Here is a 26,302-nt window from a genome sequence, read left to right as displayed (position 1 = left end):
GAACTGGCAAAAGCCGCGATCGAACGCGGAGCCGAAGCAATTATCGCCTCTGGCGGCGATGGGACGCTCTCGGCAGTAGCAGCCGCTTTGATGAGTACAAATATCCCGCTGGGAATCATCTCGCGTGGTACGGCTAATGCTTTTGCCAATGCCCTAGATCTGCCTACCACGATTCCCGAATCCTGTGAATCGATCGTCGGTGGATACACCCAAACTGTCGATATGGCGCGGTGTAATGGCTTACCGATGGTACTGCTGGCTGGGATTGGCTTTGAAGCCGAGACGGTCAATTTAGCCGATCGCAATGCCAAAAATCGGTTTGGAATGCTGGCATATATCTTAGCCGGACTCAAACAAATCGGCAATCTCGAACAGTTTGAGGTCGAAATCGAACTAGAAGATAAAACTATTTCTGTTTCCGCTGCTGCCATTACGATCGCGAATGCCGCCCCAGCCACGTCAATTTTGGCTCAAGGCGGCTCGGAAGTAGTCTTCGACGATGGAATGCTCGATTTAACGATCGTCGCCCCAGCTACGCCCCTAGTCGCGATCGCGACGGCGTTCGAGCTACTGAGTTCCACCCTGCGCGGCATGGCATCCCAGCGCGAAGATGTCGGCTTTTTACGAGCAAAAAACTTTAAAGTTACCGCCAATCCCCCTCAAAAGGTCGTACTCGACGGCGAAGTCATCGGCACAACCCCGATCGAAGTCGAATGCATTCCCGGCGGTCTGACCGTGTTTGCACCCCTGGTAGAGGAAATCCAACCTGTAGAAAAGTTGGAGGGACTGCCTAATTTGAAAATCGATCTCAAGGAGTGAGGAGCAGGGAGCGGGGAGCGGGGAGCGGGGAATAAGAAGTAAGGGAGATTTTGGATTGAAAATATATTTACTCCCAGTCTCCCCGTCCCCCCGTCTCCCCATCTCCACACTCCCATCTAGTGAACGATGCCCGATCGCAAGGCTCTGACGGCGGCTTCGGTACGATCGTCGGCACATAACTTTGCTAAAATATTCCGGACGTGGGTTTTGACAGTTCCGACTGTGATATACAATCGCGCGGCAATATCGACATTAGTGCAACCAGCCACCATCAGTTCTAAGACCTCGCGTTCGCGCTCGGTGACCGGGTCGGAAGCTAACACCTGCTCGTATTCGGGTTCTAGCGACCTAATTTCGATCGTTTGTTTCTGAATTGCGGGTTTGATAATACTGGTCTTCATTTGGCGCAGGACGATACTAGCAACCGCTGGATCGATCCAAGCGTTACCAGTATGTGTCATCCGAATTGCTTCGATGAGTTGTTCGATGCCGATATCTTTCATACAGTAAGAATCGGCACCAGCAGCAAAGGAAGCAAGTACGGTTTCTTCACTACCAAGCATCGTTAACATGATTATTTTGGTAGTTGAATCTGGATGTTCCTGTTGAAATTTCCGAAATTGCTGGGTTAATTCAATCCCATCGATGCCCGGTAATCCCACATCTACTAACGCTACATCTACAGGCGTTGTTTTCACTAAATGTAAACCTTGGGTGCCGTTGCTGGCTTCACCAACTACCTGAATCCCTTCTTGAATCTGCAATACAGTCCGCAGACCGATTCGCACTACATCATGATCTTCAATCAAAACTACGCGGATATCATTCATAAACAGACAACCTTTGAATTGATGAGATAAAATCTGGAAACATTTAATAGTCTACTGTAGAGATCGAACGAACTTAATTAAAAAATATTGTCGCCTCAAAGCAATTTAATCTAATCTAACTACAACAATAACTTATTTTTTGAGGATTCATCTATGCGATCGCTAGACTTGCAAGTATGGATTGTAAAAATCGATAGCAGCATCGATCGATGGGCTATTGATGCATTCTGGCATCAGCCAGATGGAAGTTAACATCGAGCGCATAATTATGGTAAAATTCGTCGTCGAAATTTTAATTTTGTGCTTACCACCAACCAATTTTTCGGTGGGCTGGCAGTTGTTAAAAGTCAAAACGGACATCCTCAACCAGCAGCCGCTGTCGTCCGAGGAACTAGCTGCCGATTTACACGGTCGAGATAGGTCACTGCAAGCCTGTACCTGACTCAACCCACGCAGTTGGCACCATTGTCAAATAATTTGGTCTTGTTATTTAAAACATTTCATGAAATCTGTTTGGCAGAAGTTACAAAATTATTGGCATCAGCTCCCGATCGAACGACGTGCAACGGTCGCAATTTCGATTCCATTGGCTTGTTTGCTGGGAGCGGTGGTGACCTATACCTTACTTCGCCAACGGATGGTCGAAGCACAATTAGGTCTAGAGCATACTAATCAAGTCTTAGTTAAAAGTCAAAATGCACTGATTAGCGTTCTCAATGCCGAGACTGGAGTGCGAGGTTACTATATCAGCCGCGATCGGTTATTTCTCGAACCGTACGATTTAGCAGTACAGAACCTTCAGCCAGAACTCCAAAAGCTAGAGCGATTAGTTAGCGACAACCCCCCGCAGGAAAAACAAGCCAAAACGGTCACCCGAATCGCACAGGCAAAAATGAACCATCTCAAAAAGGTCGTCTTTAATGTTGATTCTCGTGCGGTTATCGATCTGCCAGTCGATGTCCAACGGCTGTTAATAGGTAAGCAAATTATGGATCGCTTTCGGATCGAGATCGCCCGGTTTGAAGCAGAAGAACATCGCCTGATGGTAGCCCGATCGCAAGTGCTCGCCCAGCAGCAAGATTTTAACATTAGTGCCATGTGGTATGGCATTGCTCTGAGCCTAATTGGCACGGCTGTCTCGATCCGGTTGATTCGAGAATTAGCCCAAGAATTACGCGATCGGGAAATCAGTCTCCGCGAGAGTCGCAGCCTAGTTCAGGCAATTTTCGCCAATATTGTCGATGGCGCGATCGTCATTAACTCCCACGGCAAGATTGAAACCTTCAACCCAGCCGCGACTGACATGTTTGGCTACACCGAAGCCGAAATCGTCGGCCGGGATTGGCAACGCCTGTTGAGACAAGATGACGAAGAGACTCAAAAGTTGCTCTTCTACTCGCCCTTGGCTGTCTCAACGATCGAACCGCTCGGCAAGATTTTTCAGGCAATGGGACAGCGGAAAAATGGCGAATTATTCCCGATCGAAATTTCTCTCAATCAGATCGAACTCGACGACGACCGGATTGCGATCGTCCGTGACATTACCGAGCGTCAGCAAACCGCCGCCAAACTCCAAGCCAAAGCTCTCGAAATGGTCGCTCTCAACAACTCTCTGATCGCCAGCAACCAATCCTTGAGCTATAGCAACCAAGAATTAGATCGGTTTGCATATATCACCTCCCATGACCTCAAAGCACCCTTGCGGGCGATCGCTAGCCTCGCCGAATGGATCGAAGAAGATCTGGTCGAACAGCTTTCCCCCGAAACCCGATCGCACATGCAATTGCTCCGCCGTCGCGTTTACCGAATGCAAGCTCTCCTCAATAGCCTGCTCGAATATTCTCGCGTCGGGCGCACTCACTTTCCCATTGTTACCGTCGATGTCAAGAAATTGTTACAAAAAGTTATCGAAAATCTCGCGCCACCACCCACGTTTGCGATCGAGATCGTCTCGCCGATGCCCACAATCCAGACGCGGCAGCAACCACTCGAACAAGTCTTCACGCACCTAATCGACAACGCCATCCGCCACCACCCCACTAAAATGGGTATAATTGAGGTATCAGTAATCGATCTGGGCGATCGATATGAGTTTGCGATCTCCGATGATGGCGACGGCATCGAACCTCAGTACCAAACCAGAATTTACACTATTTTTCAAACCCTCCAAGCTCGCGATCTTCAAGAAAATGTGGGAGCGGGGCTGGCGATTGTCAAGAAAATCGTTACCGCAGAAGGGGGCACAATTGAGTTACAATCATTAGCTGGCAAAGGGGCGATCTTTCGATTCACCTGGCTCAAACAGCCAGCGATCGATAAATCACAAAATAATAGCCGAGCATGACGATCGAACACCTAATGTTAAATATTTTACTAGTCGAAGATGACGAAGTAGACATAATGACCGTGAAAAGGGCATTTAAAAAGGGAAATATTACTAACCCTCTCTACTTAGCTGGCAACGGCATTGAAGCTCTGGCACTACTGCGGGGCAATCCGGGCGAGCCATCGTTAATTCCCACCGAACGACGCTTGATTCTGTTAGATTTGAATATGCCCAAAATGAACGGGCTAGAATTTTTACACGAATTGCGATCGGATCGAAGCATCAGACACATTCCGGTAGTCGTGCTCACCACCTCTAACGAAGAACGCGATCGCGTCCAAGCCTACGATCTTAATGTCGCTGGTTACATTCTCAAACCCGTTACTTTCAATACCTTTGTCGAGTTAATGGTTACGCTCGATAAATATTGGACGAGCTGTGAAATGAGGTAACTTAATTATTCCCCATCGTTGGGCAATTAAATGTCAAATCGATCGCATCTTTGCAAATTACGTCGATCGACTGTCTCAATTTCATTCTCTAGTCAGATCTATTACTTCAGCATTTTAGATTAATCTCTAAATAAAGGAGATCGACCTCGATCTTCTTAGCTCCCCTTTTACCCACTGTATATATCTGGCATCGGCACCAACAAAACCGATCGATCCCGCTATCTCAGCAGGATCTATACCATCACGCCTACTCCTTACTGCTTACTTCTTACTCTCATCTTCTCCCCTAAATTAGTTACGATCGTTATATCCCTGATGAAATGGAAGAATTGCTAAGAATATTAATTGTTGATGACGATGAAATCGATCGCATGTCCGTTCGCCGCGCCCTGATTCAATCTGGAATGCCTGTCGAAATTGACGAAGCCGAGACTTGTGCCCAAGCGATCGCTTTATTGAGTAAAAATTTGTACGATTGTACCTTTTTAGACTACGGACTTCCCGACCAAAATGGGCTAATTTTAGTTAAATCTGCTTGCGAACTTTCAGTTCAACACCCCTTAGTGGTACTCACCGGACAAGGTGACGAACGAATTGCTGTCGAGCTGATGCAAGCAGGTGCTACCGACTATCTGCCCAAATCGCAGATCTCGCCAGCAACTTTAGCTCAAATTTTGCGAAATGCAATTAGAATCGATCGAGCCGAACGCGAAGCCGTCGAAACCAGCAAGCAACTCCAGTTAACCAACGCATTGCTATTGCAGCAAAACCACGATCTCGAACAACAGCGCGAGCAAATTGAAATTCAAAATCTCCAACGCGAAGATTTTATTTCTCACCTGACTCATGACTTGCGAACGCCACTAGTCGCCGCAAATATTATGTTTAAATTGTTCCAGCAAGAAGCCTTTTGTCCGCTCTCGCCACCAATGCACGAAGCTCTAGATGCGATGGAGCGCAGCAACCAAAATCTCTTACAACTAGTAAATACCATCCTCGAAGTCAATCGCTATGAATCTGGTCGTAAAGATCTGACTTTTACCAAGTGTAATATGTGGGAGATAATCCACTCCGCGATCGAAGAACTTCAACCCCTAGCCAAATATAAATCGATCTCGCTAGTGGCAACTAGCGATTTCCCAGAGCCAGAATCGCTCAAAATATTAGGCGACTGCCAAGAAATTCGCCGTGCGATCGCCAATTTAATCGGCAATGCCCTCAAATTCACCGATACTGGCACTGTCGAAGTTAAGTTAGATTTTGAACCCACAAGCCCCGAAGATACTACCGCCCTCAATGGTTGGATCTCGCTCGACGTTCGCGATACTGGGTTGGGGATGTCTTCTGAAGAGCAACAGGATATTTTCAAACGGTTCCGAACTGGCAAACACCGCCACGCCGGGAGCGGTTTGGGGCTACACCTCGTCGCCCGGATCGTCACTACCCACTCAGGCACAATCTCGGTAACTTCCAATCCTGGAGCGGGTAGTTTATTTAAAATTCGGCTTCCAGCGCATCAGGAGGATTAGGGGAGTAAGGAGTAAGGAGTACTGTGGATTTAAAATCTATCGATGCTCCCAGTCTCCCAGTCTCCCAGTCTCCCCGTCTCCCCGTCTCCCCGTCTCCCCATCGACTATCGAAAAGATTGAAGAACTCATCCAATTGGGAGATATATCACCTCAAACTCAAATGATAAGATTTGTATAGATGAGTGAGTTGAGCGTACTCAGTAGTGATACTTAAAACCCAATAACTGGGAGAGTAAGCGCAACATTTAACCATCGATCTAGTTCTTATCCACCACATTTTGAGTGACTATCATGGCAACTTCTACTCCTACTCCTACTCCTACTAAAATTATTACTACCGCCGATCGCAATGAGTGGCGTTGGGGCTTTACGCCTCAAGCAGAAATCTGGAATGGTCGTTTTGCAATGCTCGGATTTGTGGCTGCGTTATTGACTGAATACTTGTCTGGTCAAGGCGTTCTACACTTCTACAATTTGATGCAATCTGTCACCACCACCGTCGTGCGGTAGGTCGATCGAACTTGCTACATACCACCAGTTTAGTCAATCCGATCGCTAATTACCGATCGCCGCAGTTGAAATTTAGAGCAAGCATCAAGCTAAAACTTGCTCTAAATCGACCTCCACAATGGCTATCTACAGGGGGGTGAGGTTTCGCCTCATCCCCTTTTGACGTTATAGCAACACATTTTCTAGTCACAACCAGATCGGATCGCAATCTCGCGGTAACTCAGCCGGGGGAAAGAGCATCGCTCCAAATTTTTAGCTACACCCAATTAAGACCGATATCGATCCAGATGGCGCACGAGATCGACAGAGATCGTTTGCCCGTTTTAAGCCAGCTAATCCCCATTGCGAACTTACGGAGCTAGAGGTATGACCGCAACCAACATTGAAGATCCGCGCTCCACTGCCGATATTGAAATCGACAGCTTTAACATCAAGAGCATAAGCACGCTCAAATATTACCAGCTTTCTTCCGCGACCCCACCGCATAGCGGTTATCTGCGCCGGACGCAAGCGCGAATGCTGCAATTACGGCGACATCACAAAATCAGCCAAGAATATATCTTACCGATTCCCTATCTGTGCCAGGTTTACCATTTGCTCGATCTCAAACATCTAGAGCTAGTGCATAATGTCAGCCTCAAGGGTTTAAAAGTCGGTACCGTCAGTCAATTTGAAGAAACTAGTAGCGGCGGTAGCGTCAAATTTAAAACTACACTCGCTCCCGCACGGAATTTGCTCAAATTGTGGAGACAGCCAGTAGTCGAAGCCGAGTTGACGCTGCATACTCCCTACACGATCGAATTAAACATTCCCGTCTACCAAGACCGGAACATCACTATAATTTTTAATATGTTGCCACTAGGCGATAATATTCATAAATTATTTATCGATATCTATACCGATTTAGCATTTCCCAAGCCGATCTTACAAGTTATCTTCCATTGCGCTGCCTGTTTGACACTCTTTGAAGATTTACCCTATCTCCGTAGGCTTGCCAAGGGAAATTTACAGCGGAAGATTAAATCTCGAAAGGTTGCCAACTGCGATACGATGAAACTCTTTAAGCGATTTGTCGATTTGTATGGTTCGAGTTTCGAGCAACCCGATTCCATCGGAGCCGTCGAACTCCGTCCCCGATCGCTCCCCAATCTGGTAAGTTAAGTTGTAACCGCTCGATCGCGAATAAATATCGAGCGTTGCTAGCATTCTTTAAAACGAACAGATCGTCGTTTGTATTGATATTTCCCCCATTTCCTACCTTTGCCAGAAGTCTACTATGTTCGCGCCTGCTATTTTAGAAATTCTGTCATCGCTATACACAGTGACTTTTACGATCTGTATGTCGCTTGGGCTTGTCTATTTTAGCTGGTCTAGCTGGAACACCCTGCAAAAAGATTGGCTCCAGCTCAAAAGATTGCATCAAATCCCCTGCGATCGCTGTATCTTTTTTACAGGCGAATATCAGCTCAAATGTACCGTTCATCCCTACAAAGCATTCCACGAAGACGCGATCGACTGTAGAGATTACCACCGTGTTGAATAGGCTTTAGGCTTTAGGTTTTAGATTATAGGCTTTAGGAAATTTTACTCCTTACTCCCCCCTCTCTACCCATTGACATCGATCGAAAGTTGAGAGTTCAGCCACTGGGTAGAAAGTAGAATCTGGCTGTAACTGCTAGTATTTAAGAATATCGTTCGGCTAGATAGTTGTTAAGTCCATCTCTATCTCGGTTTTAACTTGTAAAACCAGATCGATCGTCGGTGTGACGCGAACTTATCCAGCCTAGCGATCGACAGTCGTTCGTCTTTAAGGAGAAACTAAATTGACTCATTACTCATTTGAGTTCTATGGATTCACCTTTTTTGGGATCATTTTGGCTCGATATCTAATTTTTGCGGGGGGAACGCAGTTATTTTTAGATCGAGTTGTGGGTAGGAAAAGTGGTAACTCTGTGGCGACTGTCAATAGGTTTGGACTGACATTGGCAACGATGGCAGATATCAAACTTTCGATCCTTTCATCGGTGGTGTTTGCGCTCAGTGCAGCAGCAATCGCCATTGCCTACCAATCGGGCATTACGCGTGTATACACCGATATCCACCAATATCCATTGTGGTATCTAGTATTTAGCTATATTATCGCGATCGTCTTACAAGATACCTACTTTTATTTCATGCACCGACTGTTTCACCATCGGATTTTCTTCCGGTGGTGGCATCAGGGGCACCATCGATCGCATCCTCCCACACCGTGGACATCTTTTGCCTTCGATCCGCCAGAAGCGATCGCCCATGCCTTATTTTTAGTGGGAATTGCCTTGGTACTCCCACTGCATCCGATCGCGATAATTGCCATACTCTGCACGATGACAGTGTGGGCAATTGTCAATCATTTAGATCCAGACACTTTGCCGATCGACTTTCCGCATCATTGGTGCGGTCGCTGGTTTACAGGCTCCGCTCACCATGCGGTTCACCATCGCCAATATGGTTTACATTTCGGGCTGTACTTTACCTTTTGGGATCGACAGCTCGGCACCCAATCACCCAAATATACACAGGAGTTTACTGATGTTACTCACTGAACTAAATGTTGACGATCTCAATACCCTCACGCACTTTCGAGTCGAGCGATTTTTGCATTTGTTCGCGACTAGTTTGCCAAGTTGTCTGATTCAACTTGACGGTCATCAGACATTGACAATCCATTGTCCTAGTACTGAAATTGTAGACGATCTGCTCGACGATCTGGAAGAATTATGCGATCGAGCGTGGTTGATTTTAGGTGTAAATGCGCTCTGCCTATATTTTGGCGAAGAAGAAGTTTTACAGACGAACACTTATTATCGCTAGCTAATTTGCGCTATTTCCTAGCTAAATACAACGTCATAACTGGCTCAAAATGTCGCTCTCTCTATCGATAGACGGACGCGATCGACAACTATTTTCAATTACTTATCTCGATCGACAGAGCAATAAATAAATAATTCAATAGATGCGTTGAATTGTTAAAATCGTTACTATTTAGTTATTGGAATGATTCACAAAGCATAGATTTTAAAATCCTACAAACAGCGAACCAAAATTAAGATGAAAACCGAAAATAATCCTACCAACCCGCCACAAAATGAGCCAGTAGAAATAGTCTTACCCGCAGACCAAGAAGGTACCGAACTATACGACAAGCCTACTCCAGATAGCTACGATCCACATATCATTCCGGCTGAAACCGCAGCTAGAAAAGAGCGAGAAGGTGAAAATTTCAAACGGTTGCCCAAGCATCCGCCCGGATCGGAAAGTCTCGATACCACTGGCGGTTTCACAGTTGATAAAGAAGGATTAGTAGACAATTTTGGCATCGAACCCGAAATCTACTACGAAACCCCTGGTGATGCGTCGCCAGAAAGTAATAAGTAACTAACAATCGAGCGGGTTCAGTTAGCTGGCAACATCTACTCATAACTAACAATTTCCAGGAGCAAAGTTAATGTTAAACAAACGTGGCATCGGGATTTTTTCAACTTACAAAGAAGCCGAAAACGCTCTAATTCACTTAGAAAGTACGGGTTTTACAATGGATCGCGTCTCAGTCATCGGTCGCGATATGGATCGCCAAGTCGAAGTTACTGGAGCAAACACTAGTGCTACGTTAACCGATCTCGGCGATGATGAAGATCGCAAACGTAAAGCAGCCGAAACTGCCAAAAATGGCGCGATCGCAGGTACCACTTTTGGTGGAGTGACAGGTTTATTAGTCGGCTTGGGCGCGTTAGCAATTCCGGGGATCGGCCCAGTAATGCTCGCAGGTGCCGCCGCAACCGCATTGGCTACAACTGCTACAGGTAGTGCGCTCGGAGCTGCTGCTGGCAGTCTAGCAGGTGGTTTAGTCGGTCTGAATATCCCCCAAGAGCGTGCGGATATTTATAGCGATCGAGTCGGACAGGGTAATTATCTGGTCATGGTCGAAGGTTCGGACGCAGAAATCGATCGGGCTACATCAATTTTTACCAGTCGCGGCATTCATGAGTGGTCTGTTTACGATTTACCCACCGATACCGCTCGGATCGCCACTCCAGTGACCACTCAATATCTAGAACACTAACAGTCTCGACTCCCAACATTAAACTCAGTGAGGGTAACATGAATCAGAATACTAAACCCAGCTTTATCCAGCCGTTAGTGCTGAGCATATTGCTAGCAACGACAATCTCTGCGTGTAGCACCGCCAAAACTTCATCGAATGCGCCCAATGCCAACGAGGGCAACGGACAAACTACCAGTACTGAAGATACGAATAACAGCAAAGATGATGCTCAAAATCCGATCCGCAAAAAGCAGATCGAGTCAGATATCCGAGCGCGCGAACAACGCAATAATATCGGCGGCAATCCTCAAGTACGCAGTGAAGAAGATTTAGAAAGTGAGGTACGTGGGAAGTTAGAGGCAAATATTCCTAATAGTAAGCTCAGTGTCGATGCCAAAAATGCCGATGTGACGGTATCCGGTTCGGTGGCTAACCAAGCCCAATTAGACAAAATTAAACCATTGGCACTGCAAATTAAGGGTGTCAAAAATGTCTTAGTTAAAGCGGCTGTCAAGCCCTAAGCCATCTGGTTGTCATTTACGATCGCACTAGCAGGAGCCATTAATATGGATATGCAAGCACTACAACTCAGTTTAGAACAAGAGTTTGCTTTAGCTAAATACGAGCAACAAGTCCAATCACTCAGCCAAGACAATGCCAGGGAATTCTTAATTGAAGCCTTTCGCCAACTGATGGTCAAAGATAACGTGATTCGATCGCTAGTCAAAACTAGCGGCTTTAAGTAAACCATTCAAAACCAGCACGATCGCCTTGTCGATCGCAATCGGGGCGATCGATCGTCCCAATTTTTGTGCCTATTTGGGTTAGTTTAATACCAGTTTCGCTGGAGATACATAGCACAGATTTCGATGGTGTTGGACGATCTCAATCGTCTAGAATATTTCTCAATCGAGTCAAATTAACTAAATAAATATTAGTAGCAAAATTAGCTATTTATCTGTCTATTGACGCTAACTCAAAATCTAGAGTTCATCCAATTGAGAGAAAGGATTTTAGCTACCCGACTGGTAAATTGAGAGTAGTAAAACACTTGGAGATATTTAGTTATGAACATTATTGCATGGGTGGTTTTAGGATTGCTAGCTGGGGCGATCGCTAAAGCAATCGTCCCTGGCGACCAAGGCGGTAGTTGGATTTCGACATTAGTCTTGGGTGTAGTTGGTGCTTTTGTCGGGGGTAGTCTACACACTTTCATCCAGACGGGAACCTTGCAATTAGCCGCCCCCGGTCTGAGTATTCCTGGCGTATTTATCGCCGTCTTAGGTGCGATTATTGCGATCTATCTCTATGGCTTAGTCGCTCAGAGAAATATCTAGGATCGATCGGCCATTACCATCACTTTTACATAACTTATTGCAGAGGAATTAGAGATGAACTATATCAAGACATTGTTTGCAAATATTCGTCCAGTCCAAATGTTAATTTCTGTCTTCTTGTCGGCAGTATTAGTGTTTGCCAGTAGCTTTCCCGCACTTGCAGGTAAAAGCGATCCGACCAAAGGCGTAGAGCAACTCAACCAGATCGAAGAAAAGTCCAAAGAGGCACTCGATAACCCCGCAATGGATATCGAATCGATCGAAGCCCGCTCTAAAGGCGCGCTCAATGAAGTCCAACCTGGTGCTGCCGATCGTGACAAAATGTACCGCTCTAACGATCGCAAATTACCAGTGGTCAAACAAGCCGAAAAAGCGATCGACAAACTGAAAAACAGCTAGGGCTGGTGATAACAGCCTGCGTCGCATCTACCCTCAATCCATCCACACTAAACTTTTTGGAGATAATTGTCATGGCATACGTAGATAGACCCAATGATTACATCAGCGAACGGGCGGTTCCCGTCGTTGCAGCCAATTATCACGACCAAGTGCGGTGGGGGCCGATTATTGCAGGCTTGGTAGTTGCCTTGAGCACGCAACTCGTATTGAGTGCCTTGGGCGTAGCGGTTGGTGCTGGAGCTATCGGCGACTCTGGTGCGCCACGCACCGATGCTGGTAGTGTCAGCGTCAATGTCGGCATCTGGTCGATTATTAGTTTGTTACTTTCCCTTTTCGTCGGCGGTTGGATGGCGGCTCGGACTGCGGGACGGATGAATCGCAACACCGCACTGTTAAATGGGGCGATTTTATGGGCATCGACATTAGCCCTGAGTGCGTGGTTGCTTTCTAGCGGTGTCTCTGGAGCCTTTGGCGTAGCTGCTTCTAATGCTGGTAGCGTCGTCGATCGAGTCCAACAAACCAACCCCAATGTCACCACGGCACCCGGACAAGTTGCGGCTAACGCACCTAAAATTACCGCCCAACAAACTCGTGACATTGCTGGTAATACATCTAAGGTGAGCTGGTCGTTTGTATTTGGCTCGTTACTCGGATTAATCGCGTCCTTATTCGGCTCGGCAGTAGGCGTTCGTCAACCGAGAATTACGACAATCGATCGCGAGTAATTGGGGCGGTTTGAGTCAGGGACATCGGCCAACCGATCCATATTGCATTACAGAGGAATCGCACACATGCTTTTAACTTTTAGTCTACTTCCCATGCTGCAAGCACAATCCACGCGCATCAAAGCTAAGTTAGCCGATCTCGATCGGACATTAGCATCACGCTACGGCGATCGCTACTTCCAAGTCAAGCAGCAACTCGACGGTACGAAAGTCTCGTACGAGCAAACCAGAGCTGAAGCCGAGCGCACTGGTACTATTCCGCTAGAGCAAAAGCAGGAATCTGCCAGCCGCGAAGTTGCTAAAGCTGGTTCGTCAGCCGCTCGAACTGAAGCCATGCTCAAGCAACGCCTGAAAGACTTTTGGTTGAGTGTCAAAAACAAAAACCTCTAATTTCTGGAGGATAGGGTGCGGAGATCTGAATCACCCAACCTCCTTGAAAAGGGGGCTAAGATCCAGTCATAGTCCCCCTTTTTAAGGGGGATTCCCACCAACTTCGCATGTTTCTAGAAATGTGTATACATGGCAGCTTTATGAGGGGGGTAGATCGACCTCAATCGCAATCGAGCCGAAATCTCTAATTCAATGTGGTCGATCGCAAATTGGTATTTACTAACTCAATCGATTTAAAAAAAATGAAACTACTACCTTTAATTCTCGGCATTTTCATTCCGCCCATTGGAGTTTTCATGACTTATGGCATTGGGCCGACACTATTTATCAATATTGGATTAACCTTACTCGGTTGGATTCCGGGTAGCATTCATGCAGTTTGGGCAATCGTCAAGCAAAACGAAAACTACAACGATTCGACTTATTAGCCGTACCAATTTGTTGCAAATTTAAAAAATATGACTAACAATACTAACCACTATCTCATCGGATTTGGAATGACCACGCTGGCAACAGCACTAGGTTTATTAATTATCGATCTAGTCGTACCGGGTGTAAACATTGCCAATTTCCCCGCAGCACTCATCGCTGCTGTCGCGATCGGGGGCATTAATTCAACAATTCGTCCAGTACTATCGCTGCTGTCGCTCCCGATTAATTTACTGAGCTTGGGATTATTCTCGCTATTCGTCAATGGTTTCTGCCTCTGGTTGGCAGCACTATTAGTACCAGGATTTACCATCAGCGGGATCTTCGGTTTTATCTTGAGTCCTGTGGCTCTGTCGTTTGCCAGCACTTTTCTCAACAACTATTTTGCTGAAAAGCAACTCGTCGGTAGCTCGCCTGCGCCGTCGATCGCTAGTAACGACTAGTTTGCTTTAGCTGTCAAATCGACAGCTATTTTTCCAGAATACATTCAACTTATTTTATCGCTAGATCCCCTGCGAAAAACTTTCTGGGTGGATTTTTGGGTCGCTTTACTTAGCTGTAATGCTAAGTAAAGCGAGAAATCATCAATTATGGGTAGCCTACAATGTTAACAACTTTGGGATTGCAATTAGCACAGATTAAAATCGAACCGGGGGCGTTCGTATTAGAAAACTTTTCTAGCCCCCAATTAATTGTCGGCTTGTTATCGGGCATCGCGATGGCATTTGCCTTTCAATTATTATTAACTAACTTATCGATCGCGGCGATCGCTTCTCCTAGCGATTTGACCGATGTCGATACCGATTCTGAAGATAGTTTGCTTTCGACTATTCGCGGGATCGAAACCAAAATTGGACTTGGTGTGTTGGTGACAGTGACGATCGCTTTATTTGCGGCGTGCTATTTGGCAGTTAAACTCACGCTCGTAAATAGTACCTTTGTCGGCGCGATCGTCGGCGTAACGATTTGGTCGGTTTATTTCACGGTCGTGATGTGGCTCGGATCGCGGGCTGTCGGCTCTCTCATTGGCTCGATCGTCAGTACGGCTACATCTGGCATTCAGGGAATTTTGGGCACTGCCACGACGGCGGTAGGTGCCAATGTGGCGAAGGGTCAAGCGATCTCCACGGCGGAAGAGATTACTGCTGTCGTGCGCCGCGAACTCACTGCGGGAATCGACTCTAGCAGCATCCAGAAAACGCTGCAAAGTTCGTTGAGCGGTCTTAAATTACCCGATCTAGATGTAGATAAAATCGGCTCACAATTTGAAAAGCTCCTCAAAGAGTCGGATCTCAAAGATCTTGCCAATAGCGATTTACTTGGTAATATAGATCGCCAAACCTTTATCAATTTAGTCAGCAGTCGGACGGATTTCTCTAAAAAAGACATCAGCCAAGTTGCCGACAAACTCGAAAGTACCTGGAAACAACTCACCAGTGCCGATGGACAAAAAGATGTTCAAAGTCAAGTCCGCGCATTACTCACATCGGCAACACCAGCCGATCTCAACACCGACGAATTAGCAACTAAACTCCAGCAAATCGTTAAAGGTACCAATCTTAGCGATGGCAATGGTGGCAACTTAGCTAGTCAAGCTCTGCAACTAGGTTTGAGTGCGCTGTTGGGTAAAGTGGTGCAAAATACTGACTTCTCGGATCTAGATGTCGAAAAGGTTGCCAGTCAGGTAAATAAACTTAAAGCCTCCGTACTCGGTGGCGATAGTGCTAAATCGGGATCGAGCGCACAGCCGCATGATGGTACCCCCGCATTTAGTCCGATTCGCGCCGACTTAGAAAACTACCTGCTGTTTTCACCCGCTTGGAAACTCAGCCAAGCCAATGCTAAAGAAGAATTTAAACAAGTAATTTACGATCCGCAAGCAGATCCCGCCGCAATTCAACAAGAATTAGAGCCGATCGATCGCGATTATTTCGTCCAAACACTCTCGTTGCGAGACGATATTCAACCCGATAGTATCGAGAATTTAGCTAGCTTTTTAGATGCAGCTCGATCGGAAGTACTAGACTCCACCCGCGTCCCTAATAACGCGCTCCAATTGCCAGATCTTCAAGCCCAAGCTCAAGAGCTACGCGGTAAAGTTGAAGCTTATCTGCGCGATACCAACAAAGAAGAACTCAACCCCGATGGGATTGGGCGCGATCTGCAAGTGTTATTTGAAGATCCCAAAGCTGGAATCGATGCCCTCAAAGATCGCCTTTCGCAATTCGTTGGCGAAGCCTCTCCAACGGAGTATCGCGACACCTTGGTACAGCTCCTGAGCCAGCGTCAAGATCTCGATGAAGGGCAGATAAACCAAATTATCGACAAAATCGAATCGGTCAGAACTAATGTCTTAGCAGCCCCCGCACAAGTCACAGAGCAAGCCAAAGCTCAGTACGAAAAAACCACTGCGGCGATCGACAAATATCTCCGAGACACCAACCTCGCCGAACTCGATCCCGACGGCATTAAGCGCGATCTTCAAACCCTGCTCGACGACCCCAAAGCCGGAGCTGGCGCACTCCGCGAACGTCTGGCGCAAGTCGATCGCGAGACGTTGGTAAAACTCCTCACCCAACAAGGCAACCTCACCGAAGAACAGGTAAATAATACAGTCGATCGATTGCAGTCAGCAATTACCTCAATTGTCAAAGCACCGCGTCGCCTCGCCAATCGCGCCCAAAAGCAAGTCGTAGATTTTGAAGCCAATCTCGAAAACTATCTGCGAAATACCAATAAGGACGAACTCAATCCCGATGGTATTAAACGCGACTTACAACTGTTGCTTAAAGATCCTAACGCTGGATTTAGCAGCTTGGGCGATCGCGTCAGTCATTTCGATCGATCTACCTTTGTATCGCTGCTCTCGCAACGCGAAGATATCAGCGAGCAAGAAGCCAACGAAATTGCCGATCGGGTAGAATCGACTTATAAATCGCTCACCGAGCAACTTCAGAAAATTCAACAAACCTTGCAATCGTCACTCGATAGCCTGTTTGGTAAAGTTCGCGACTACCTCAACGCCCTAGAACGTCCCGAACTCAACTACGAAGGCATTCAAGCCGACTTTAGCAAGCTGTTTGACGATCCGCAAGCCGGACTCGAAGCCCTCGGAGATCGCGTTAGTAACTTCGATCGCGACACCTTAGTCGCCGTCATCAGTTCCCGCGAGGATATCTCCGAAGCCGATGCCAATCGGATTATCGACAAGATCGAAGCCACTCGCGATAGCGTGCTATCCCGCGCCAACCAGGTGCAAGCTGAAGTCAAAAAACGTTACAAAGCAGTCCAAAAACAAGCTCGCCAACAAGCGATCGAAACCCAAAAAGTCGCAGCAGGCGCAGCTTGGTGGCTGTTTGGTACAGCCATAAGTTCTTTAGCTGCTTCCGCAGCAGCAGGTATTATCGCTGTTAAAGGATTTGGCGTACTTTAAGATTATCGCTCGATCGAGTTAATTAATGCTCAATAACGTCCTCCATCTTAGCGATGGAGGACTTAATTTCAGAATAAATCGGATGGGATGCGATCGATCGATGCCCGATCTAGCCGAGTTGCCGCTGGGACAAACATTTTCGCTGGATGCGCATACCCAAACGACAACGGTGCAAGCAATCGCCGCCACAGGAGATCGTTATCTGATTTTCGATCGTTAAACTAGTTTGAGATCGGGATAATGAGCGAGAATATCATCGGTAGTAAGCGCGTCACCATTGGCTTGAGGAGTCCAAATAGCTTCGATCGCGACTAGGGCACTAGCATCGACACTACCCAACGTTTGGAGAGCTTGACGCAGATCGCTTTCACCGTTGATTTTGGGCAATTCGAGCGAGCGAGTCGCCGCAACTAATAGGGTGACGATAATATATTCTGCCCGTTCTTGTTCTGGTGCGACTGTTGCCAATTCACCAGTAGAATTGAGGACAGGATTAGCTTCAGCCTGACGGAGTTGGTTGTTGACCTTACTTAAAGTTTCGGTCGTAAATTTACCGCGCTCGTTGAGAGATAATTGATTGAATACTGCTTCCGCTCGATCGAGTTTGGCTTGTTGAGTGCTAGTTTTACCATACGTCCAGTATTCGGGGTGACGTAGTAGCTCTAAACTGGTTTCTTGAAGCAGGTGCATTCGACCGCTGGGGGTATCGGTATTGACAGTTTCTGCCAGTTGGTCTAGTTTAGACTGGACGCTACGGGCATCGGCTAACAAACCAACTTGAATTTGGGCGATCGATACCTGGGGATTATAAACATCACCTTCAAAGCTATCGCCACCAGTTACCCGGCGGAAAGTTTGGAGTAAAAAGCCACCGACTGCCAGCATAATTAGCAGCGAAAAGAGTCCGCCACCACCACCGCCAAACGGTAAGAACCAAAAGAGAGGGGACAATCCACCACCAGGATAATAACCGCCGCCACGACCATAACCGCCGCCACTAGGTGTACTGTACCCCCGGCTGGGCGCACGGAACGAACCACCACCAATCCGTCCCCCGCTACGTGCGGCAAGGGCATCTCCAGTCTGAGCGAAGATGAGAGTTAGGACTAGTCCGACTGCTACAAAGGACTTAACCATCGGTTTCAGAAAAGCGCGCAGTTTGTCAATCATAACTACCTGTAATAAAAGCTTATTTATTCTTCTAATGTAACGACTTTGACCATAGCTCGTCGTCAGTTATCGAATATCTACAACTCTAACGCAGGTGACTGAGGGTAATAAATGTTGCTGGGTGTAGAGATAACCTCACATCTTGAGATCGTCGTTAGAATAACACGCAAGCTTCGAGACAAATTTACTAGTGGATAGTAAATTTTGAGATCTCTAACCCGAATTCAGGCTGCCATCCGCGCTGCCAGACACACAAAAAGTGAGGAGCGATCCTCACTTGCATATTTATGGTTCCCGATGTGAAAACTTAAAATTAAGTCATCACCGCATCTTCTGGGTGTAACAGCGTCGATAATTGCTTGACACCGCGTTGGAGATGGCGAGTGACAGTCATTGGACTGACACCGATTCTTTTCGCTGCTTCCTTGCGGGGTAATCCCTTAATATAGACAAATTCGATCGCTTGTTTGGTTTTCGATTCGAGTTCGCTAATCGCTCCTTCTAACTGTTGGCGTTCTTCTTCTAAATATTGACGCTGTTGTTCGCGGGTATCTGGCAAACTATCCCCCAGAGTAACCGGACAATCGAGCATTTGTCCCACAGTTGCATCCAAACTTAGTGCCTGACGATTGTGTTCTGCCGCTTGAGTCTCGCGCCATTCGTTCACCGAGACATTCAATACCGCTGCAATTTCTTCATCCCGAACTTTTCTACCCAATTTAGCTGTAAGTTGTTGGCGAACTTTTTCACCTTCTTTTTGGAGTTCTTGCCAGCGACGAGGAATCTTTAGCACGCTGCTCTTATCGCGGAGGAAGTGCAGGACTTCGCCTCTAATGTAGGGAACTGCAAAAGAGCTAAATGCACAGCCTTGGTGAGGATTAAAGCGTTCGATGGCGCGAATCAATCCTAAGTAACCGATCTGCTCTAAATCTTGATAAGGTTCCGCACATTGACGACCGATCCGGTGCGCGATTTGTCTGACTAAACCAGCATTGAGTAAAACTAGTTGATTGCGAACTTTGATGCTTGGCTGTTGATAGTAGTTCATCAACAAAGAAATCGATTCAGAATGAGCGGACACCTGAGTAGCCATCGTTTGAGCAACCTTTTGTAAAGATAGATGCTGTGGGATTGATGCTATTTGCAAAGAAATGGGCATAATCACAACAGGGAGTTCGGACAGCGGAGACTGGAACGGGAGCGGAACGACTTGCGGTTTAAAAAGCCCGTGTTTTGTTTTCTCCACTGCTACATTGTTCTCCACACTGCCTAGTTCTCAACAGCGTCGATCCACGGAAATCTATTAATATTTACTTTTGTTAAGTAAGTGGATTCACGTACAGATAGGCACTACGTTATATGCTTTGTAGCGATCGCAGGAGATTGGGATGGTAAAAATAGATCGAGAATCCGTGCCCAAATCTGCAACAATTAGTGCGATCGCATCCCTTGACGAGGTTTCAAACTCAGTCGATCGCCACTTAATTTACTCAAGCACGAGGTAAAAATTTCGGGTAGACTAGTGATCTGTTACCCTTACATCCTCCGATCGTCTTGAGGATCTAAATTTTATGGTTAAAAAACCCGAACCCTCACAAACCGAGCCAGCACAGATCGAATCTGCATCTGGTTTTAATCCAGTGCAGCTCATCCAAGATAGTAAAGCCGAACTGACTAAAGTAATTTGGCCCAGTCGCCAACAACTGATTAGTGAATCCCTGGCGGTAATTGCGATGGTGACGCTATCAGCGACAACGATTTATCTGGTCAATAATCTGTTTAGCTGGGCTGCTGGTAAGGTGTTTGTATGAGTTCGATTGCAGATGAATTAGACGATGACGATCTTCAAGAACGAGATCGGGATAATAAAGCTAAAGAACCAGCGCGTTGGTATGCGGTTCAGGTGGCATCCGGCTGTGAGAACCGAGTCAAAATTGACTTAACACAACGGATTCACTCGTTTGCCATGAGCGATCGCATTTACCAAATCGAGATTCCTCAAACTCCCACCATCAGACTTAAAAAAGATGGTACTAAAACACCCGCCGAAGAAAAAGTTTTCCCTGGCTATGTCTTGGTGAGCATGTCGATGGACGATGATGCATGGCAGGTAGTTAAAAATACCCCCAACGTCATCAACTTTGTCGGCTCGGAGCAAAAACGCGGCTACGGACGCGGACGCGGACATGTCAAACCATTACCGCTTTCTCGCGGCGAAGCAGACCGGATCTTTAAACAAGCTCTCGAACAAGAGCCAGTAGTGAAGACAGATCTGACCGAAGGCGATAAAATAATGGTTACGGCTGGTCCTTTTAAAGACTTTGCAGGTGAGGTTGTTGAAGTAAGCCCCGAACGGAGTAAACTAAAAGCCTTGCTCTCTATCTTCGGAAGAGACACCCCCGTAGAACTCGAATTCAACCAAGTCCAAAGACAGGGCTAATACACACATCTAATGGCAAAGAAAGTAGTCGCAATTGTTAAGCTAGCCCTCAACGCTGGTAAAGCTAACCCCGCACCGCCAGTCGGCCCAGCATTGGGTCAACATGGTGTGAACATTATGGCATTCTGTAAAGAATATAATGCCAAAACTGCCGAGCAAACTGGTACGGTCATTCCCGTCGAGATTTCGATTTTTGAAGATCGGAGTTTTACCTTCGTCCTCAAAACACCACCAGCTTCGGTATTAATTAAAAAAGCCGCCAAAATCGAAACTGGTTCCAACGAACCCAATAAGAAAAAAGTCGGTCAAATTACCTCCGCTCAACTGCAAGAAATCGCGCAAATTAAATTGCCCGATCTCAATGCCAATGACATCGACGCAGCCATGAAAATCGTTGCTGGTACCGCCCGCAACATGGGTGTTGCCATCGTTGACTAGTATTTTATCCACCATATTTGGGGGAGAGGCAAGCCCTCGTCAGTTACCCCAGGAGCAACAATGACTAAAAAGTATTCGCGTCGATATCAAGAGTTAGCCAAAAAAATCGAGACTCGTGCTTACGACCCCCTCGAAGCAATGGCACTAATCAAAGAAACAGCAACCGCTAAATTTGCTGAATCTGCCGAAGTTCACGTCCGGTTAGGTATCGATCCTAAATATACCGACCAACAATTACGGACGACAGTAGCATTACCTAAAGGTACCGGACAAACCATCCGCGTCGCGGTAATCGCTCGTGGTGAAAAAGTAGCTGAAGCAACCGCCGCTGGTGCAGATCTAGCAGGTTCCGAAGAATTAATCGCCGAAATTCAAGGCGGGATGATGGATTTCGATCTATTAATCGCCACTCCCGATATGATGCCTCAAATTGCCCGACTAGGACGAGTCCTCGGCCCACGCGGTTTGATGCCTTCGCCTAAAGCGGGTACCGTAGCTACCGATCTCGGTGCGGCGATCGCGGAATTTAAAGCAGGTAAACTAGAGTATCGTGCCGATAAATCTGGGATCGTGCATATTCTCTTCGGTAAGGCGGCATTCGCCCCTGAAGACCTCTTAGCTAACCTCAAAGCATTCCAAGAAAGTATCGATCGCAACCGTCCTTCTGGGGCTAAGGGTCGCTTCTGGCGCAGTATGTATGTCTCCGCAACGATGGGGCCTTCGATCGAAATCGACATCAGTAGTCTCCGTGACATGAAAACTGAATAATTAGTAAATAGTTTAATTATTTACACGCGAAAAGGATGGTAGGGGCAATTCATGAATTGCCCTACCATCCTTTTTGATGAGATGCGATCGAATCGATCGGGTTAACCAGTGGGGTTGTTATCGTTTAATCTAGTGATGTATGACAAAATCAGGTCAATTTTTCCTGTTAACTCAGCTTCCAATCGATCTAGTCTGGTATTCATTGCCACGGAGTCAGACCTGATTTCGCTCTCAAGCCTGTCGAATCTTTGATTGACGATATCTTCGAGTGCGTCGATCTCATCATATACCCTATCAAAGGACTCATTTAAGCTCCGAGCTGGCATCTGACTTGTCTCTAGCCGTTCTACCCTCCAGCTCAAATCCCTAAAGCGACGGTTGATTTCTCTTTGAGAGTCGTTTGGTTCATTAGCTTGTGTCATATCATTGGGGATAAGTTTGAGGTTTTGGGGTATTTTTATTTTAGGCGATCGCCATCTCAAGCGCGAACAGAGATCGATAAAATCGGGGCTAACAGCCATTCACCCGCACTTCATCGGCAAAACTCGCCGTCTGTGTAAATTCAAACGGCCCCGCGATCGATCCCCAGACATGTTCGTCAGTGGCAACATCGCGACCGCGATCGAGGCTAATTAGCTGCTGAGGGCTAATTTCAAAGCTATTGTCTAAATATGTCTCTTTACCGTTTCGCGTTATCTTACAGCCCCTTCCAGGCTCCACATAGCCCTTAAAAGTACTCCCAGTCCACTCGGTAATCATCGTACAACCGGGCATTTTAATAATTTTATCGCGGGTGAGTCGATCGAACATTTCTGGCTTTCGTGCGGCTCCATGAAAATCGGCTTCAGGTTCGATCGTATAATGCTCGATTTCGATGCGATTATTCACAATCACAAAATTCAGCACCCTCAACCGATAGGGATTGTGCAGCATAAAATCATAAGCCTGTTCGAGAAACAAACTCACCCCACCAAATAACTCATAAGGTAGCGGACGCATACACACCCGAATGTGGGCAAAAAATGGTGGATTTTCATACGCTTGAGCTTGATTGCTAAAATCTCCAGCCATCCAGCGTGCCAGGGTAGGAATATCGGTAGAATGAGTCATAGTGAAGGTCGGATGTTAGTTACTGTCGATTTTACTAGAACCGTGCCTTTCTATTTTTACAATTTATGACTCAATTAGCATCGCTGCGGCTAGTTTCGCTCTTACCTAGTGCTACCGAAATTATCGATTGTTTGGGATCGATCGATCGATTAGTCGGTATTTCGCACGAATGCGACTATCCACCTGAAGTTAAAAATCGGGCAATTTGTACCTCAGCCAGACTTTCGATCCATCAATCGAGCGGTGAAATTCATCAAGAAGTAGACAAATTACTCGCCGCCGCAGCCAGCATCTACGAAATTAATCTCGATGCGCTCACACAACTGCAACCCACTCACATTATTACCCAAGACCAATGCGATGTTTGTGCGGTCAGTTTTGGTGAGGTAGAAAAAGCTGTAGCTAAATTAACCAATAGTCACCCCCAAATTATCTCACTTCAACCCGATACGATCGCCGATGTTTGGGCAGATATTCAACGGGTAGGAGAGATTTTAAATGTTGACTGGCAACCGATCGTATCGGCACTTCAAACTAGAGTAGATACCTGTCGAACTCAGTGTCAAAATTTAAGTTCTAATCCGCCTAAAGTTGCCTGCATCGAGTGGACAGATCCGCTAATGCTGGCAGGAAATTGGATTCCCGAACTGGTCGAGATGGCTGGTGGTAAACCAATTGGCGGAGTCACCGGACAACATTCGCCGCGAATTAGTTGGGATGAATTAATTGCAGCCGATCCCGATATCATTATTTTCATGCCTTGTGGTTTCGATCTCGATCGGACTTGCATCGAAGCACAGCCACTCACCCAACATCCACAGTGGAAAAATCTGCAAGCTGTTAAACAAGATCGAGTCTACATTACTGATGGTAATGCTTATTTCAATCGTCCGGGGCCGAGGCTGGTAGAATCGCTAGAAATCTTGACCGAAATTCTCAATCCTCAAGTCTGTAATTACGGTCATTATGGCAATGGCTGGACGAAATTTAGTTAAATAACCTAAGTTAATACCTATAAAACGCCTACGATTAAAATCGTGGCTAATGGTGCAAAGTCCGCCTACGCGGACTAGTTTATTAGTCCGCGTAGCGAAAAGTGCGTTCTTGGGGCTTCCCCAAGTAAAGCACCTTTTCAAGACAGGCGGACTTTGCATCACAAGCGGCGGTTTCAACCGCTGTGAATCTATGTAGCAATTTTGGTTGAAAACATTCTCTATTCCCTATCCCAACTAATGACTGATACCCCACCTGAATGGCTGCAAGGTATAAATGAATTTAATACAGGCGAATACTACGCTTGTCACGATACCCTCGAAGCCTTGTGGATGGATTCAGTCGATCCTGATAAAAAATTCTATCAAGGCGTACTGCAAATTGCTGTTGCTTGCTATCATCTCCACAATCGTAATTGGCGCGGTGCAGTGATTTTATTAGGTGAAGGCATCGGTAGGTTACCTTATTATCAGCCAGTATATGCCGGGATTGATGTTGCTGGTTTGATTCGAGATAGTAGCAATCTTTTACAAATTTTACAATCGATCGGTAGTGAAGGCATCGGCGATTTTGTCGATCGATTAGCTCAAGATTCTACATCTTTACCGTCGATCGATCTGGTTTAAAATTTGGAAGGGGGGAGCGGAGAGTGAGGATCTATTTTCTATTCGATAGAAGTTCTTCCCACCTCGCCCAGATGAGATCGGTGTAATTTTTACTGTCGATTTGATAAGCTCCGAGTGCGAAGCCATCGTTCATTTCGACTAGAGCTGTCGCACCCGACGCTAATACGCCAAAATCTAGCGCATAGCCAGCCAGCGACTCGCCTGCTTTATCTAACGCTACAATCGCTCGACGTACCTCACTAAGATCGATTGATATTTCCCGATCTCCCGCATACCAATCGACACTTCTAATTTCCGAATTGACAATATAAACTCGGTATTCGCTCGACCAATTTACCACCTCCGCGCACCACAACTCTTCTTGGCGCGACACCCCATACACCCGATACAAGTCTGACTCCGCATCGAATACGCACCCTGTAAACCGCTTACACCGCATTGCAGGTTTGGCAAAAGTCGATCGACACTCACCGTCTCGAAGCGCGAATTCCAACGCCCCCAGCGTCGATTTCCAGACGCGCCGATGCAAAAACTCACTCAACGATGCGGGATAATCATTGGGTGCTGGTGCGGGAATTGCCAACTGTTTTAAGGCTCCTAAGATACACGGCATATCGCCGACGACTAAAGATCGATCGTTTAATGGCAACTGTCTGCGCCGAATCCGCTTTTCGGTGTAATAGGTAATCGGAATACCTATTCGCTGGAGTTCTGCTACTACCAGTCTTTCTTCGGTACGAAGCTTGCCATTACCCTGCTCTTGAATGAATGCAATGGAAATCACGTTCCAATAACCTCAACGGCTCTACCGATCGACTGATAGTTGAATTATTATTAGATTAGTAAGAATTAAGCGATCGATAGTATTTTTGATAAAAATTTACAAAGCGATTGTGCCACAATAGATAAATACACCAAATAATTTTAAAATCGCAGGTAAATTACAATGGTAGTACTAGCCGATAGAATCCAAAAACGCCTGACAATGCAGGTTGAAGAGATTGCTACCGATACGACGGTAATGAGATCGCTCGACTGGGATCGGGACAGGTTCGATATCGAATTTGCGCTGGAAAATGGGACTACTTATAACTCCTTCCTGATTCGGGGCGAAAAAATCGCGCTAGTAGATACCTCTCACGCCAAATTTCGGCAGATTTACCTCGATACCCTATTGGGCATCATCGATCCGGCGGATATCGACTACTTAGTCATCAGCCACACAGAACCCGATCATAGTGGCTTAGTCAAAGACTTATTGCAACTGAATCCAAACATTACCATCGTCGCAGTGAAAGTGGCGATGCAATTTCTGGACAACTTGATCCATCAGCCGTATAGCAAAATGATGGTCAAAAGTGGCGATCGATTGGACTTAGGTAACGGGCATGAATTAGAATTTGTCGCAGCACCCAATCTGCACTGGCCAGATACGATGCTCACTTACGACCATCAGACCCAAACCCTATTTACTTGCGATGTATTTGGGATGCA

36 protein-coding genes are annotated in these 26,302 nt (G+C 46.5%); 29 read left to right on the top strand and 7 right to left on the bottom strand.

The features are described 5' to 3' along the window. On the top strand, positions 1-819 hold an 819-nt coding region (locus RMO79_RS05735; protein WP_310482096.1), incomplete at its 5' end, for a YegS/Rv2252/BmrU family lipid kinase. Between the two features lie 116 nt (positions 820-935). On the opposite strand, the gene RMO79_RS05730 is transcribed toward RMO79_RS05735, so the two are convergent. Next, on the bottom strand, positions 936-1,649 hold the full coding sequence (locus RMO79_RS05730; protein WP_310482095.1) for a response regulator transcription factor: 714 nt from the start codon (positions 1,647-1,649) through the stop codon (positions 936-938). Positions 1,650-1,890: 241 nt separating this feature from the next. Between RMO79_RS05730 and RMO79_RS05725 the strand changes: the two genes are divergently transcribed. From RMO79_RS05725 to RMO79_RS05665, 13 genes are all read left to right on the top strand, one after another. Beyond that, complete coding sequence (locus RMO79_RS05725) at positions 1,891-2,091, top strand: hypothetical protein (protein ID WP_310482094.1); 201 nt, start codon at positions 1,891-1,893, stop codon at positions 2,089-2,091. A gap of 60 nt (positions 2,092-2,151) precedes the next feature. Further along, positions 2,152-3,993 (top strand): CHASE3 domain-containing protein, encoded by a 1,842-nt coding sequence (locus RMO79_RS05720; RefSeq protein WP_310482093.1) that lies wholly within the window; start codon positions 2,152-2,154, stop codon positions 3,991-3,993. Beyond that, positions 3,990-4,427 carry a response regulator gene (locus tag RMO79_RS05715; protein ID WP_310482092.1) on the top strand — a complete coding sequence of 146 codons (438 nt, stop codon included), beginning with the start codon at positions 3,990-3,992 and terminating at the stop codon, positions 4,425-4,427. The genes RMO79_RS05720 and RMO79_RS05715 overlap by 4 nt, the downstream gene beginning before the upstream one ends. Before the next feature lie 320 nt (positions 4,428-4,747). Then, a complete protein-coding gene (locus RMO79_RS05710; protein ID WP_310482091.1) occupies positions 4,748-5,956 on the top strand; it encodes an ATP-binding protein in 1,209 nt (402 codons plus the stop codon). Positions 5,957-6,247: 291 nt separating this feature from the next. After that, on the top strand, positions 6,248-6,466 hold the full coding sequence (locus tag RMO79_RS05705) for a chlorophyll a/b-binding protein (protein WP_310482090.1): 219 nt from the start codon (positions 6,248-6,250) through the stop codon (positions 6,464-6,466). Positions 6,467-6,832: 366 nt separating this feature from the next. Next, positions 6,833-7,627 (top strand): hypothetical protein, encoded by a 795-nt coding sequence (locus tag RMO79_RS05700; RefSeq protein WP_310482089.1) that lies wholly within the window; start codon positions 6,833-6,835, stop codon positions 7,625-7,627. Between the two features lie 115 nt (positions 7,628-7,742). After that, a complete protein-coding gene (locus RMO79_RS05695) occupies positions 7,743-8,009 on the top strand; it encodes a hypothetical protein (RefSeq protein WP_310482088.1) in 267 nt (88 codons plus the stop codon). A gap of 280 nt (positions 8,010-8,289) precedes the next feature. Beyond that, the gene (locus RMO79_RS05690) at positions 8,290-9,051 is read left to right on the top strand and encodes a sterol desaturase family protein (protein WP_310482087.1); all 762 of its coding nucleotides are present in this window, start codon (positions 8,290-8,292) and stop codon (positions 9,049-9,051) included. After that, positions 9,038-9,319, top strand: coding sequence for a hypothetical protein (locus tag RMO79_RS05685; RefSeq protein ID WP_310482086.1), 282 nt, complete (start codon positions 9,038-9,040; stop codon positions 9,317-9,319). Before RMO79_RS05690 ends, RMO79_RS05685 begins: the two co-directional genes overlap by 14 nt. A 237-nt stretch (positions 9,320-9,556) precedes the next feature. Next, positions 9,557-9,883, top strand: a complete 327-nt coding sequence (locus RMO79_RS05680; RefSeq protein WP_310482085.1) for a hypothetical protein — start codon at positions 9,557-9,559, stop codon at positions 9,881-9,883. 70 nt (positions 9,884-9,953) lie between these two features. After that, positions 9,954-10,568 (top strand): general stress protein, encoded by a 615-nt coding sequence (locus tag RMO79_RS05675; protein ID WP_310482084.1) that lies wholly within the window; start codon positions 9,954-9,956, stop codon positions 10,566-10,568. Between the two features lie 38 nt (positions 10,569-10,606). Then, complete coding sequence (locus RMO79_RS05670) at positions 10,607-11,071, top strand: BON domain-containing protein (protein WP_310482083.1); 465 nt, start codon at positions 10,607-10,609, stop codon at positions 11,069-11,071. 45 nt (positions 11,072-11,116) lie between these two features. Next, positions 11,117-11,296 carry an NblA/ycf18 family protein gene (locus RMO79_RS05665; RefSeq protein WP_310482082.1) on the top strand — a complete coding sequence of 60 codons (180 nt, stop codon included), beginning with the start codon at positions 11,117-11,119 and terminating at the stop codon, positions 11,294-11,296. Here the strand turns inward: RMO79_RS05665 and RMO79_RS05660 are convergent. Continuing rightward, positions 11,289-11,411, bottom strand: a complete 123-nt coding sequence (locus RMO79_RS05660; RefSeq protein WP_310482081.1) for a hypothetical protein — start codon at positions 11,409-11,411, stop codon at positions 11,289-11,291. The two genes, RMO79_RS05665 and RMO79_RS05660, sit on opposite strands and share 8 nt — an antisense overlap. A 206-nt stretch (positions 11,412-11,617) precedes the next feature. Between RMO79_RS05660 and RMO79_RS05655 the strand changes: the two genes are divergently transcribed. The 8 genes from RMO79_RS05655 (at position 11,618) to RMO79_RS05620 (ending at position 17,483) form a co-directional block, all read left to right on the top strand. Further along, a complete protein-coding gene (locus RMO79_RS05655) occupies positions 11,618-11,887 on the top strand; it encodes a GlsB/YeaQ/YmgE family stress response membrane protein (protein ID WP_310482080.1) in 270 nt (89 codons plus the stop codon). A 54-nt stretch (positions 11,888-11,941) separates the two neighbouring features. Further along, complete coding sequence (locus tag RMO79_RS05650; protein ID WP_310482079.1) at positions 11,942-12,286, top strand: hypothetical protein; 345 nt, start codon at positions 11,942-11,944, stop codon at positions 12,284-12,286. 71 nt (positions 12,287-12,357) lie between these two features. Then, positions 12,358-13,011 (top strand): hypothetical protein, encoded by a 654-nt coding sequence (locus tag RMO79_RS05645; RefSeq protein WP_310482078.1) that lies wholly within the window; start codon positions 12,358-12,360, stop codon positions 13,009-13,011. 66 nt (positions 13,012-13,077) lie between these two features. Beyond that, the gene (locus RMO79_RS05640; protein WP_310482077.1) at positions 13,078-13,401 is read left to right on the top strand and encodes a hypothetical protein; all 324 of its coding nucleotides are present in this window, start codon (positions 13,078-13,080) and stop codon (positions 13,399-13,401) included. A gap of 242 nt (positions 13,402-13,643) precedes the next feature. Continuing rightward, positions 13,644-13,829 carry a YqaE/Pmp3 family membrane protein gene (locus RMO79_RS05635; RefSeq protein WP_310482076.1) on the top strand — a complete coding sequence of 62 codons (186 nt, stop codon included), beginning with the start codon at positions 13,644-13,646 and terminating at the stop codon, positions 13,827-13,829. A 30-nt stretch (positions 13,830-13,859) separates the two neighbouring features. Next, the gene (locus tag RMO79_RS05630) at positions 13,860-14,273 is read left to right on the top strand and encodes a phage holin family protein (protein WP_310482075.1); all 414 of its coding nucleotides are present in this window, start codon (positions 13,860-13,862) and stop codon (positions 14,271-14,273) included. 161 nt (positions 14,274-14,434) lie between these two features. Further along, positions 14,435-17,263, top strand: coding sequence for an MFS transporter (locus RMO79_RS05625; protein ID WP_310482074.1), 2,829 nt, complete (start codon positions 14,435-14,437; stop codon positions 17,261-17,263). Between the two features lie 25 nt (positions 17,264-17,288). After that, entirely contained in the window at positions 17,289-17,483 is a 195-nt protein-coding gene (locus RMO79_RS05620; protein WP_310482073.1) for a hypothetical protein, read from the top strand. On the opposite strand, the gene RMO79_RS05615 is transcribed toward RMO79_RS05620, so the two are convergent. After that, positions 17,480-18,433 (bottom strand): DUF1517 domain-containing protein, encoded by a 954-nt coding sequence (locus RMO79_RS05615; protein WP_310482072.1) that lies wholly within the window; start codon positions 18,431-18,433, stop codon positions 17,480-17,482. The genes RMO79_RS05620 and RMO79_RS05615 overlap by 4 nt on opposite strands. A gap of 313 nt (positions 18,434-18,746) precedes the next feature. Continuing rightward, on the bottom strand, positions 18,747-19,526 hold the full coding sequence (locus tag RMO79_RS05610) for a sigma-70 family RNA polymerase sigma factor (RefSeq protein ID WP_310482071.1): 780 nt from the start codon (positions 19,524-19,526) through the stop codon (positions 18,747-18,749). Positions 19,527-20,004: 478 nt separating this feature from the next. Between RMO79_RS05610 and secE the strand changes: the two genes are divergently transcribed. Genes secE through rplA form a run of 4 tightly spaced genes read left to right on the top strand, consistent with a single transcriptional unit; the run spans position 20,005 to position 22,079 of the window. Beyond that, positions 20,005-20,244, top strand: coding sequence for a preprotein translocase subunit SecE (gene secE / locus RMO79_RS05605; RefSeq protein ID WP_310482070.1), 240 nt, complete (start codon positions 20,005-20,007; stop codon positions 20,242-20,244). Next, a complete protein-coding gene (gene nusG, locus RMO79_RS05600; RefSeq protein ID WP_310482069.1) occupies positions 20,241-20,873 on the top strand; it encodes a transcription termination/antitermination protein NusG in 633 nt (210 codons plus the stop codon). Before secE ends, nusG begins: the two co-directional genes overlap by 4 nt. Before the next feature lie 12 nt (positions 20,874-20,885). Further along, the gene (gene rplK, locus RMO79_RS05595) at positions 20,886-21,311 is read left to right on the top strand and encodes a 50S ribosomal protein L11 (RefSeq protein ID WP_309731566.1); all 426 of its coding nucleotides are present in this window, start codon (positions 20,886-20,888) and stop codon (positions 21,309-21,311) included. Between the two features lie 60 nt (positions 21,312-21,371). Continuing rightward, positions 21,372-22,079 carry a 50S ribosomal protein L1 gene (gene rplA / locus RMO79_RS05590; RefSeq protein WP_310482068.1) on the top strand — a complete coding sequence of 236 codons (708 nt, stop codon included), beginning with the start codon at positions 21,372-21,374 and terminating at the stop codon, positions 22,077-22,079. A gap of 101 nt (positions 22,080-22,180) precedes the next feature. Here rplA and RMO79_RS05585 read toward each other — a convergent pair whose 3' ends face one another. Both RMO79_RS05585 and RMO79_RS05580 read right to left on the bottom strand, forming a co-directional pair. Beyond that, positions 22,181-22,501 (bottom strand): hypothetical protein, encoded by a 321-nt coding sequence (locus RMO79_RS05585; RefSeq protein ID WP_310482067.1) that lies wholly within the window; start codon positions 22,499-22,501, stop codon positions 22,181-22,183. A gap of 88 nt (positions 22,502-22,589) precedes the next feature. After that, positions 22,590-23,189 (bottom strand): chromophore lyase CpcT/CpeT, encoded by a 600-nt coding sequence (locus RMO79_RS05580; RefSeq protein WP_310482066.1) that lies wholly within the window; start codon positions 23,187-23,189, stop codon positions 22,590-22,592. 65 nt (positions 23,190-23,254) lie between these two features. On the opposite strand from RMO79_RS05580, the gene RMO79_RS05575 reads away from it, so the two are divergent. Together RMO79_RS05575 and RMO79_RS05570 are read left to right on the top strand one after the other, a co-directional pair. Next, positions 23,255-24,184, top strand: coding sequence for a cobalamin-binding protein (locus tag RMO79_RS05575; protein WP_310482065.1), 930 nt, complete (start codon positions 23,255-23,257; stop codon positions 24,182-24,184). A gap of 237 nt (positions 24,185-24,421) precedes the next feature. Beyond that, positions 24,422-24,808 carry a DUF309 domain-containing protein gene (locus RMO79_RS05570; RefSeq protein WP_310482064.1) on the top strand — a complete coding sequence of 129 codons (387 nt, stop codon included), beginning with the start codon at positions 24,422-24,424 and terminating at the stop codon, positions 24,806-24,808. A gap of 31 nt (positions 24,809-24,839) precedes the next feature. Here RMO79_RS05570 and RMO79_RS05565 read toward each other — a convergent pair whose 3' ends face one another. Further along, entirely contained in the window at positions 24,840-25,592 is a 753-nt protein-coding gene (locus tag RMO79_RS05565; RefSeq protein WP_310482063.1) for an ATP-grasp domain-containing protein, read from the bottom strand. Positions 25,593-25,754: 162 nt separating this feature from the next. Here RMO79_RS05565 and RMO79_RS05560 point away from each other — a divergent pair. Then, the coding region (locus RMO79_RS05560; RefSeq protein ID WP_310482062.1) for an FprA family A-type flavoprotein at positions 25,755-26,302 on the top strand (548 nt) is incomplete at its 3' end.

This window comes from Chamaesiphon sp. VAR_48_metabat_403 (assembly GCF_031422475.1).
Classification (GTDB): domain Bacteria; phylum Cyanobacteriota; class Cyanobacteriia; order Cyanobacteriales; family Chamaesiphonaceae; genus Chamaesiphon.
This window is presented reverse-complemented; position numbering and strand designations above follow the sequence as displayed.

Bases quoted from the DNA above. Each gene is read 5' to 3' on its own strand.
- RMO79_RS05730 (WP_310482095.1), bottom strand. From the start codon at position 1,649: ATGAATGATATCCGCGTAGTTTTGATTGAAGATCATGATGTAGTGCGA.
- RMO79_RS05725 (WP_310482094.1), top strand. From the start codon at position 1,891: ATGGAAGTTAACATCGAGCGCATAATTATGGTAAAATTCGTCGTCGAA.
- RMO79_RS05720 (WP_310482093.1), top strand. From the start codon at position 2,152: ATGAAATCTGTTTGGCAGAAGTTACAAAATTATTGGCATCAGCTCCCG.
- RMO79_RS05715 (WP_310482092.1), top strand. From the start codon at position 3,990: ATGACGATCGAACACCTAATGTTAAATATTTTACTAGTCGAAGATGAC.
- RMO79_RS05710 (WP_310482091.1), top strand. From the start codon at position 4,748: ATGGAAGAATTGCTAAGAATATTAATTGTTGATGACGATGAAATCGAT.
- RMO79_RS05705 (WP_310482090.1), top strand. From the start codon at position 6,248: ATGGCAACTTCTACTCCTACTCCTACTCCTACTAAAATTATTACTACC.
- RMO79_RS05700 (WP_310482089.1), top strand. From the start codon at position 6,833: ATGACCGCAACCAACATTGAAGATCCGCGCTCCACTGCCGATATTGAA.
- RMO79_RS05695 (WP_310482088.1), top strand. From the start codon at position 7,743: ATGTTCGCGCCTGCTATTTTAGAAATTCTGTCATCGCTATACACAGTG.
- RMO79_RS05685 (WP_310482086.1), top strand. From the start codon at position 9,038: ATGTTACTCACTGAACTAAATGTTGACGATCTCAATACCCTCACGCAC.
- RMO79_RS05680 (WP_310482085.1), top strand. From the start codon at position 9,557: ATGAAAACCGAAAATAATCCTACCAACCCGCCACAAAATGAGCCAGTA.
- RMO79_RS05675 (WP_310482084.1), top strand. From the start codon at position 9,954: ATGTTAAACAAACGTGGCATCGGGATTTTTTCAACTTACAAAGAAGCC.
- RMO79_RS05670 (WP_310482083.1), top strand. From the start codon at position 10,607: ATGAATCAGAATACTAAACCCAGCTTTATCCAGCCGTTAGTGCTGAGC.
- RMO79_RS05665 (WP_310482082.1), top strand. From the start codon at position 11,117: ATGGATATGCAAGCACTACAACTCAGTTTAGAACAAGAGTTTGCTTTA.
- RMO79_RS05655 (WP_310482080.1), top strand. From the start codon at position 11,618: ATGAACATTATTGCATGGGTGGTTTTAGGATTGCTAGCTGGGGCGATC.
- RMO79_RS05650 (WP_310482079.1), top strand. From the start codon at position 11,942: ATGAACTATATCAAGACATTGTTTGCAAATATTCGTCCAGTCCAAATG.
- RMO79_RS05645 (WP_310482078.1), top strand. From the start codon at position 12,358: ATGGCATACGTAGATAGACCCAATGATTACATCAGCGAACGGGCGGTT.
- RMO79_RS05640 (WP_310482077.1), top strand. From the start codon at position 13,078: ATGCTTTTAACTTTTAGTCTACTTCCCATGCTGCAAGCACAATCCACG.
- RMO79_RS05635 (WP_310482076.1), top strand. From the start codon at position 13,644: ATGAAACTACTACCTTTAATTCTCGGCATTTTCATTCCGCCCATTGGA.
- RMO79_RS05630 (WP_310482075.1), top strand. From the start codon at position 13,860: ATGACTAACAATACTAACCACTATCTCATCGGATTTGGAATGACCACG.
- RMO79_RS05625 (WP_310482074.1), top strand. From the start codon at position 14,435: ATGTTAACAACTTTGGGATTGCAATTAGCACAGATTAAAATCGAACCG.
- RMO79_RS05620 (WP_310482073.1), top strand. From the start codon at position 17,289: ATGCTCAATAACGTCCTCCATCTTAGCGATGGAGGACTTAATTTCAGA.
- RMO79_RS05615 (WP_310482072.1), bottom strand. From the start codon at position 18,433: ATGATTGACAAACTGCGCGCTTTTCTGAAACCGATGGTTAAGTCCTTT.
- RMO79_RS05610 (WP_310482071.1), bottom strand. From the start codon at position 19,526: ATGGCTACTCAGGTGTCCGCTCATTCTGAATCGATTTCTTTGTTGATG.
- secE (WP_310482070.1), top strand. From the start codon at position 20,005: ATGGTTAAAAAACCCGAACCCTCACAAACCGAGCCAGCACAGATCGAA.
- nusG (WP_310482069.1), top strand. From the start codon at position 20,241: ATGAGTTCGATTGCAGATGAATTAGACGATGACGATCTTCAAGAACGA.
- rplK (WP_309731566.1), top strand. From the start codon at position 20,886: ATGGCAAAGAAAGTAGTCGCAATTGTTAAGCTAGCCCTCAACGCTGGT.
- rplA (WP_310482068.1), top strand. From the start codon at position 21,372: ATGACTAAAAAGTATTCGCGTCGATATCAAGAGTTAGCCAAAAAAATC.
- RMO79_RS05585 (WP_310482067.1), bottom strand. From the start codon at position 22,501: ATGACACAAGCTAATGAACCAAACGACTCTCAAAGAGAAATCAACCGT.
- RMO79_RS05580 (WP_310482066.1), bottom strand. From the start codon at position 23,189: ATGACTCATTCTACCGATATTCCTACCCTGGCACGCTGGATGGCTGGA.
- RMO79_RS05575 (WP_310482065.1), top strand. From the start codon at position 23,255: ATGACTCAATTAGCATCGCTGCGGCTAGTTTCGCTCTTACCTAGTGCT.
- RMO79_RS05570 (WP_310482064.1), top strand. From the start codon at position 24,422: ATGACTGATACCCCACCTGAATGGCTGCAAGGTATAAATGAATTTAAT.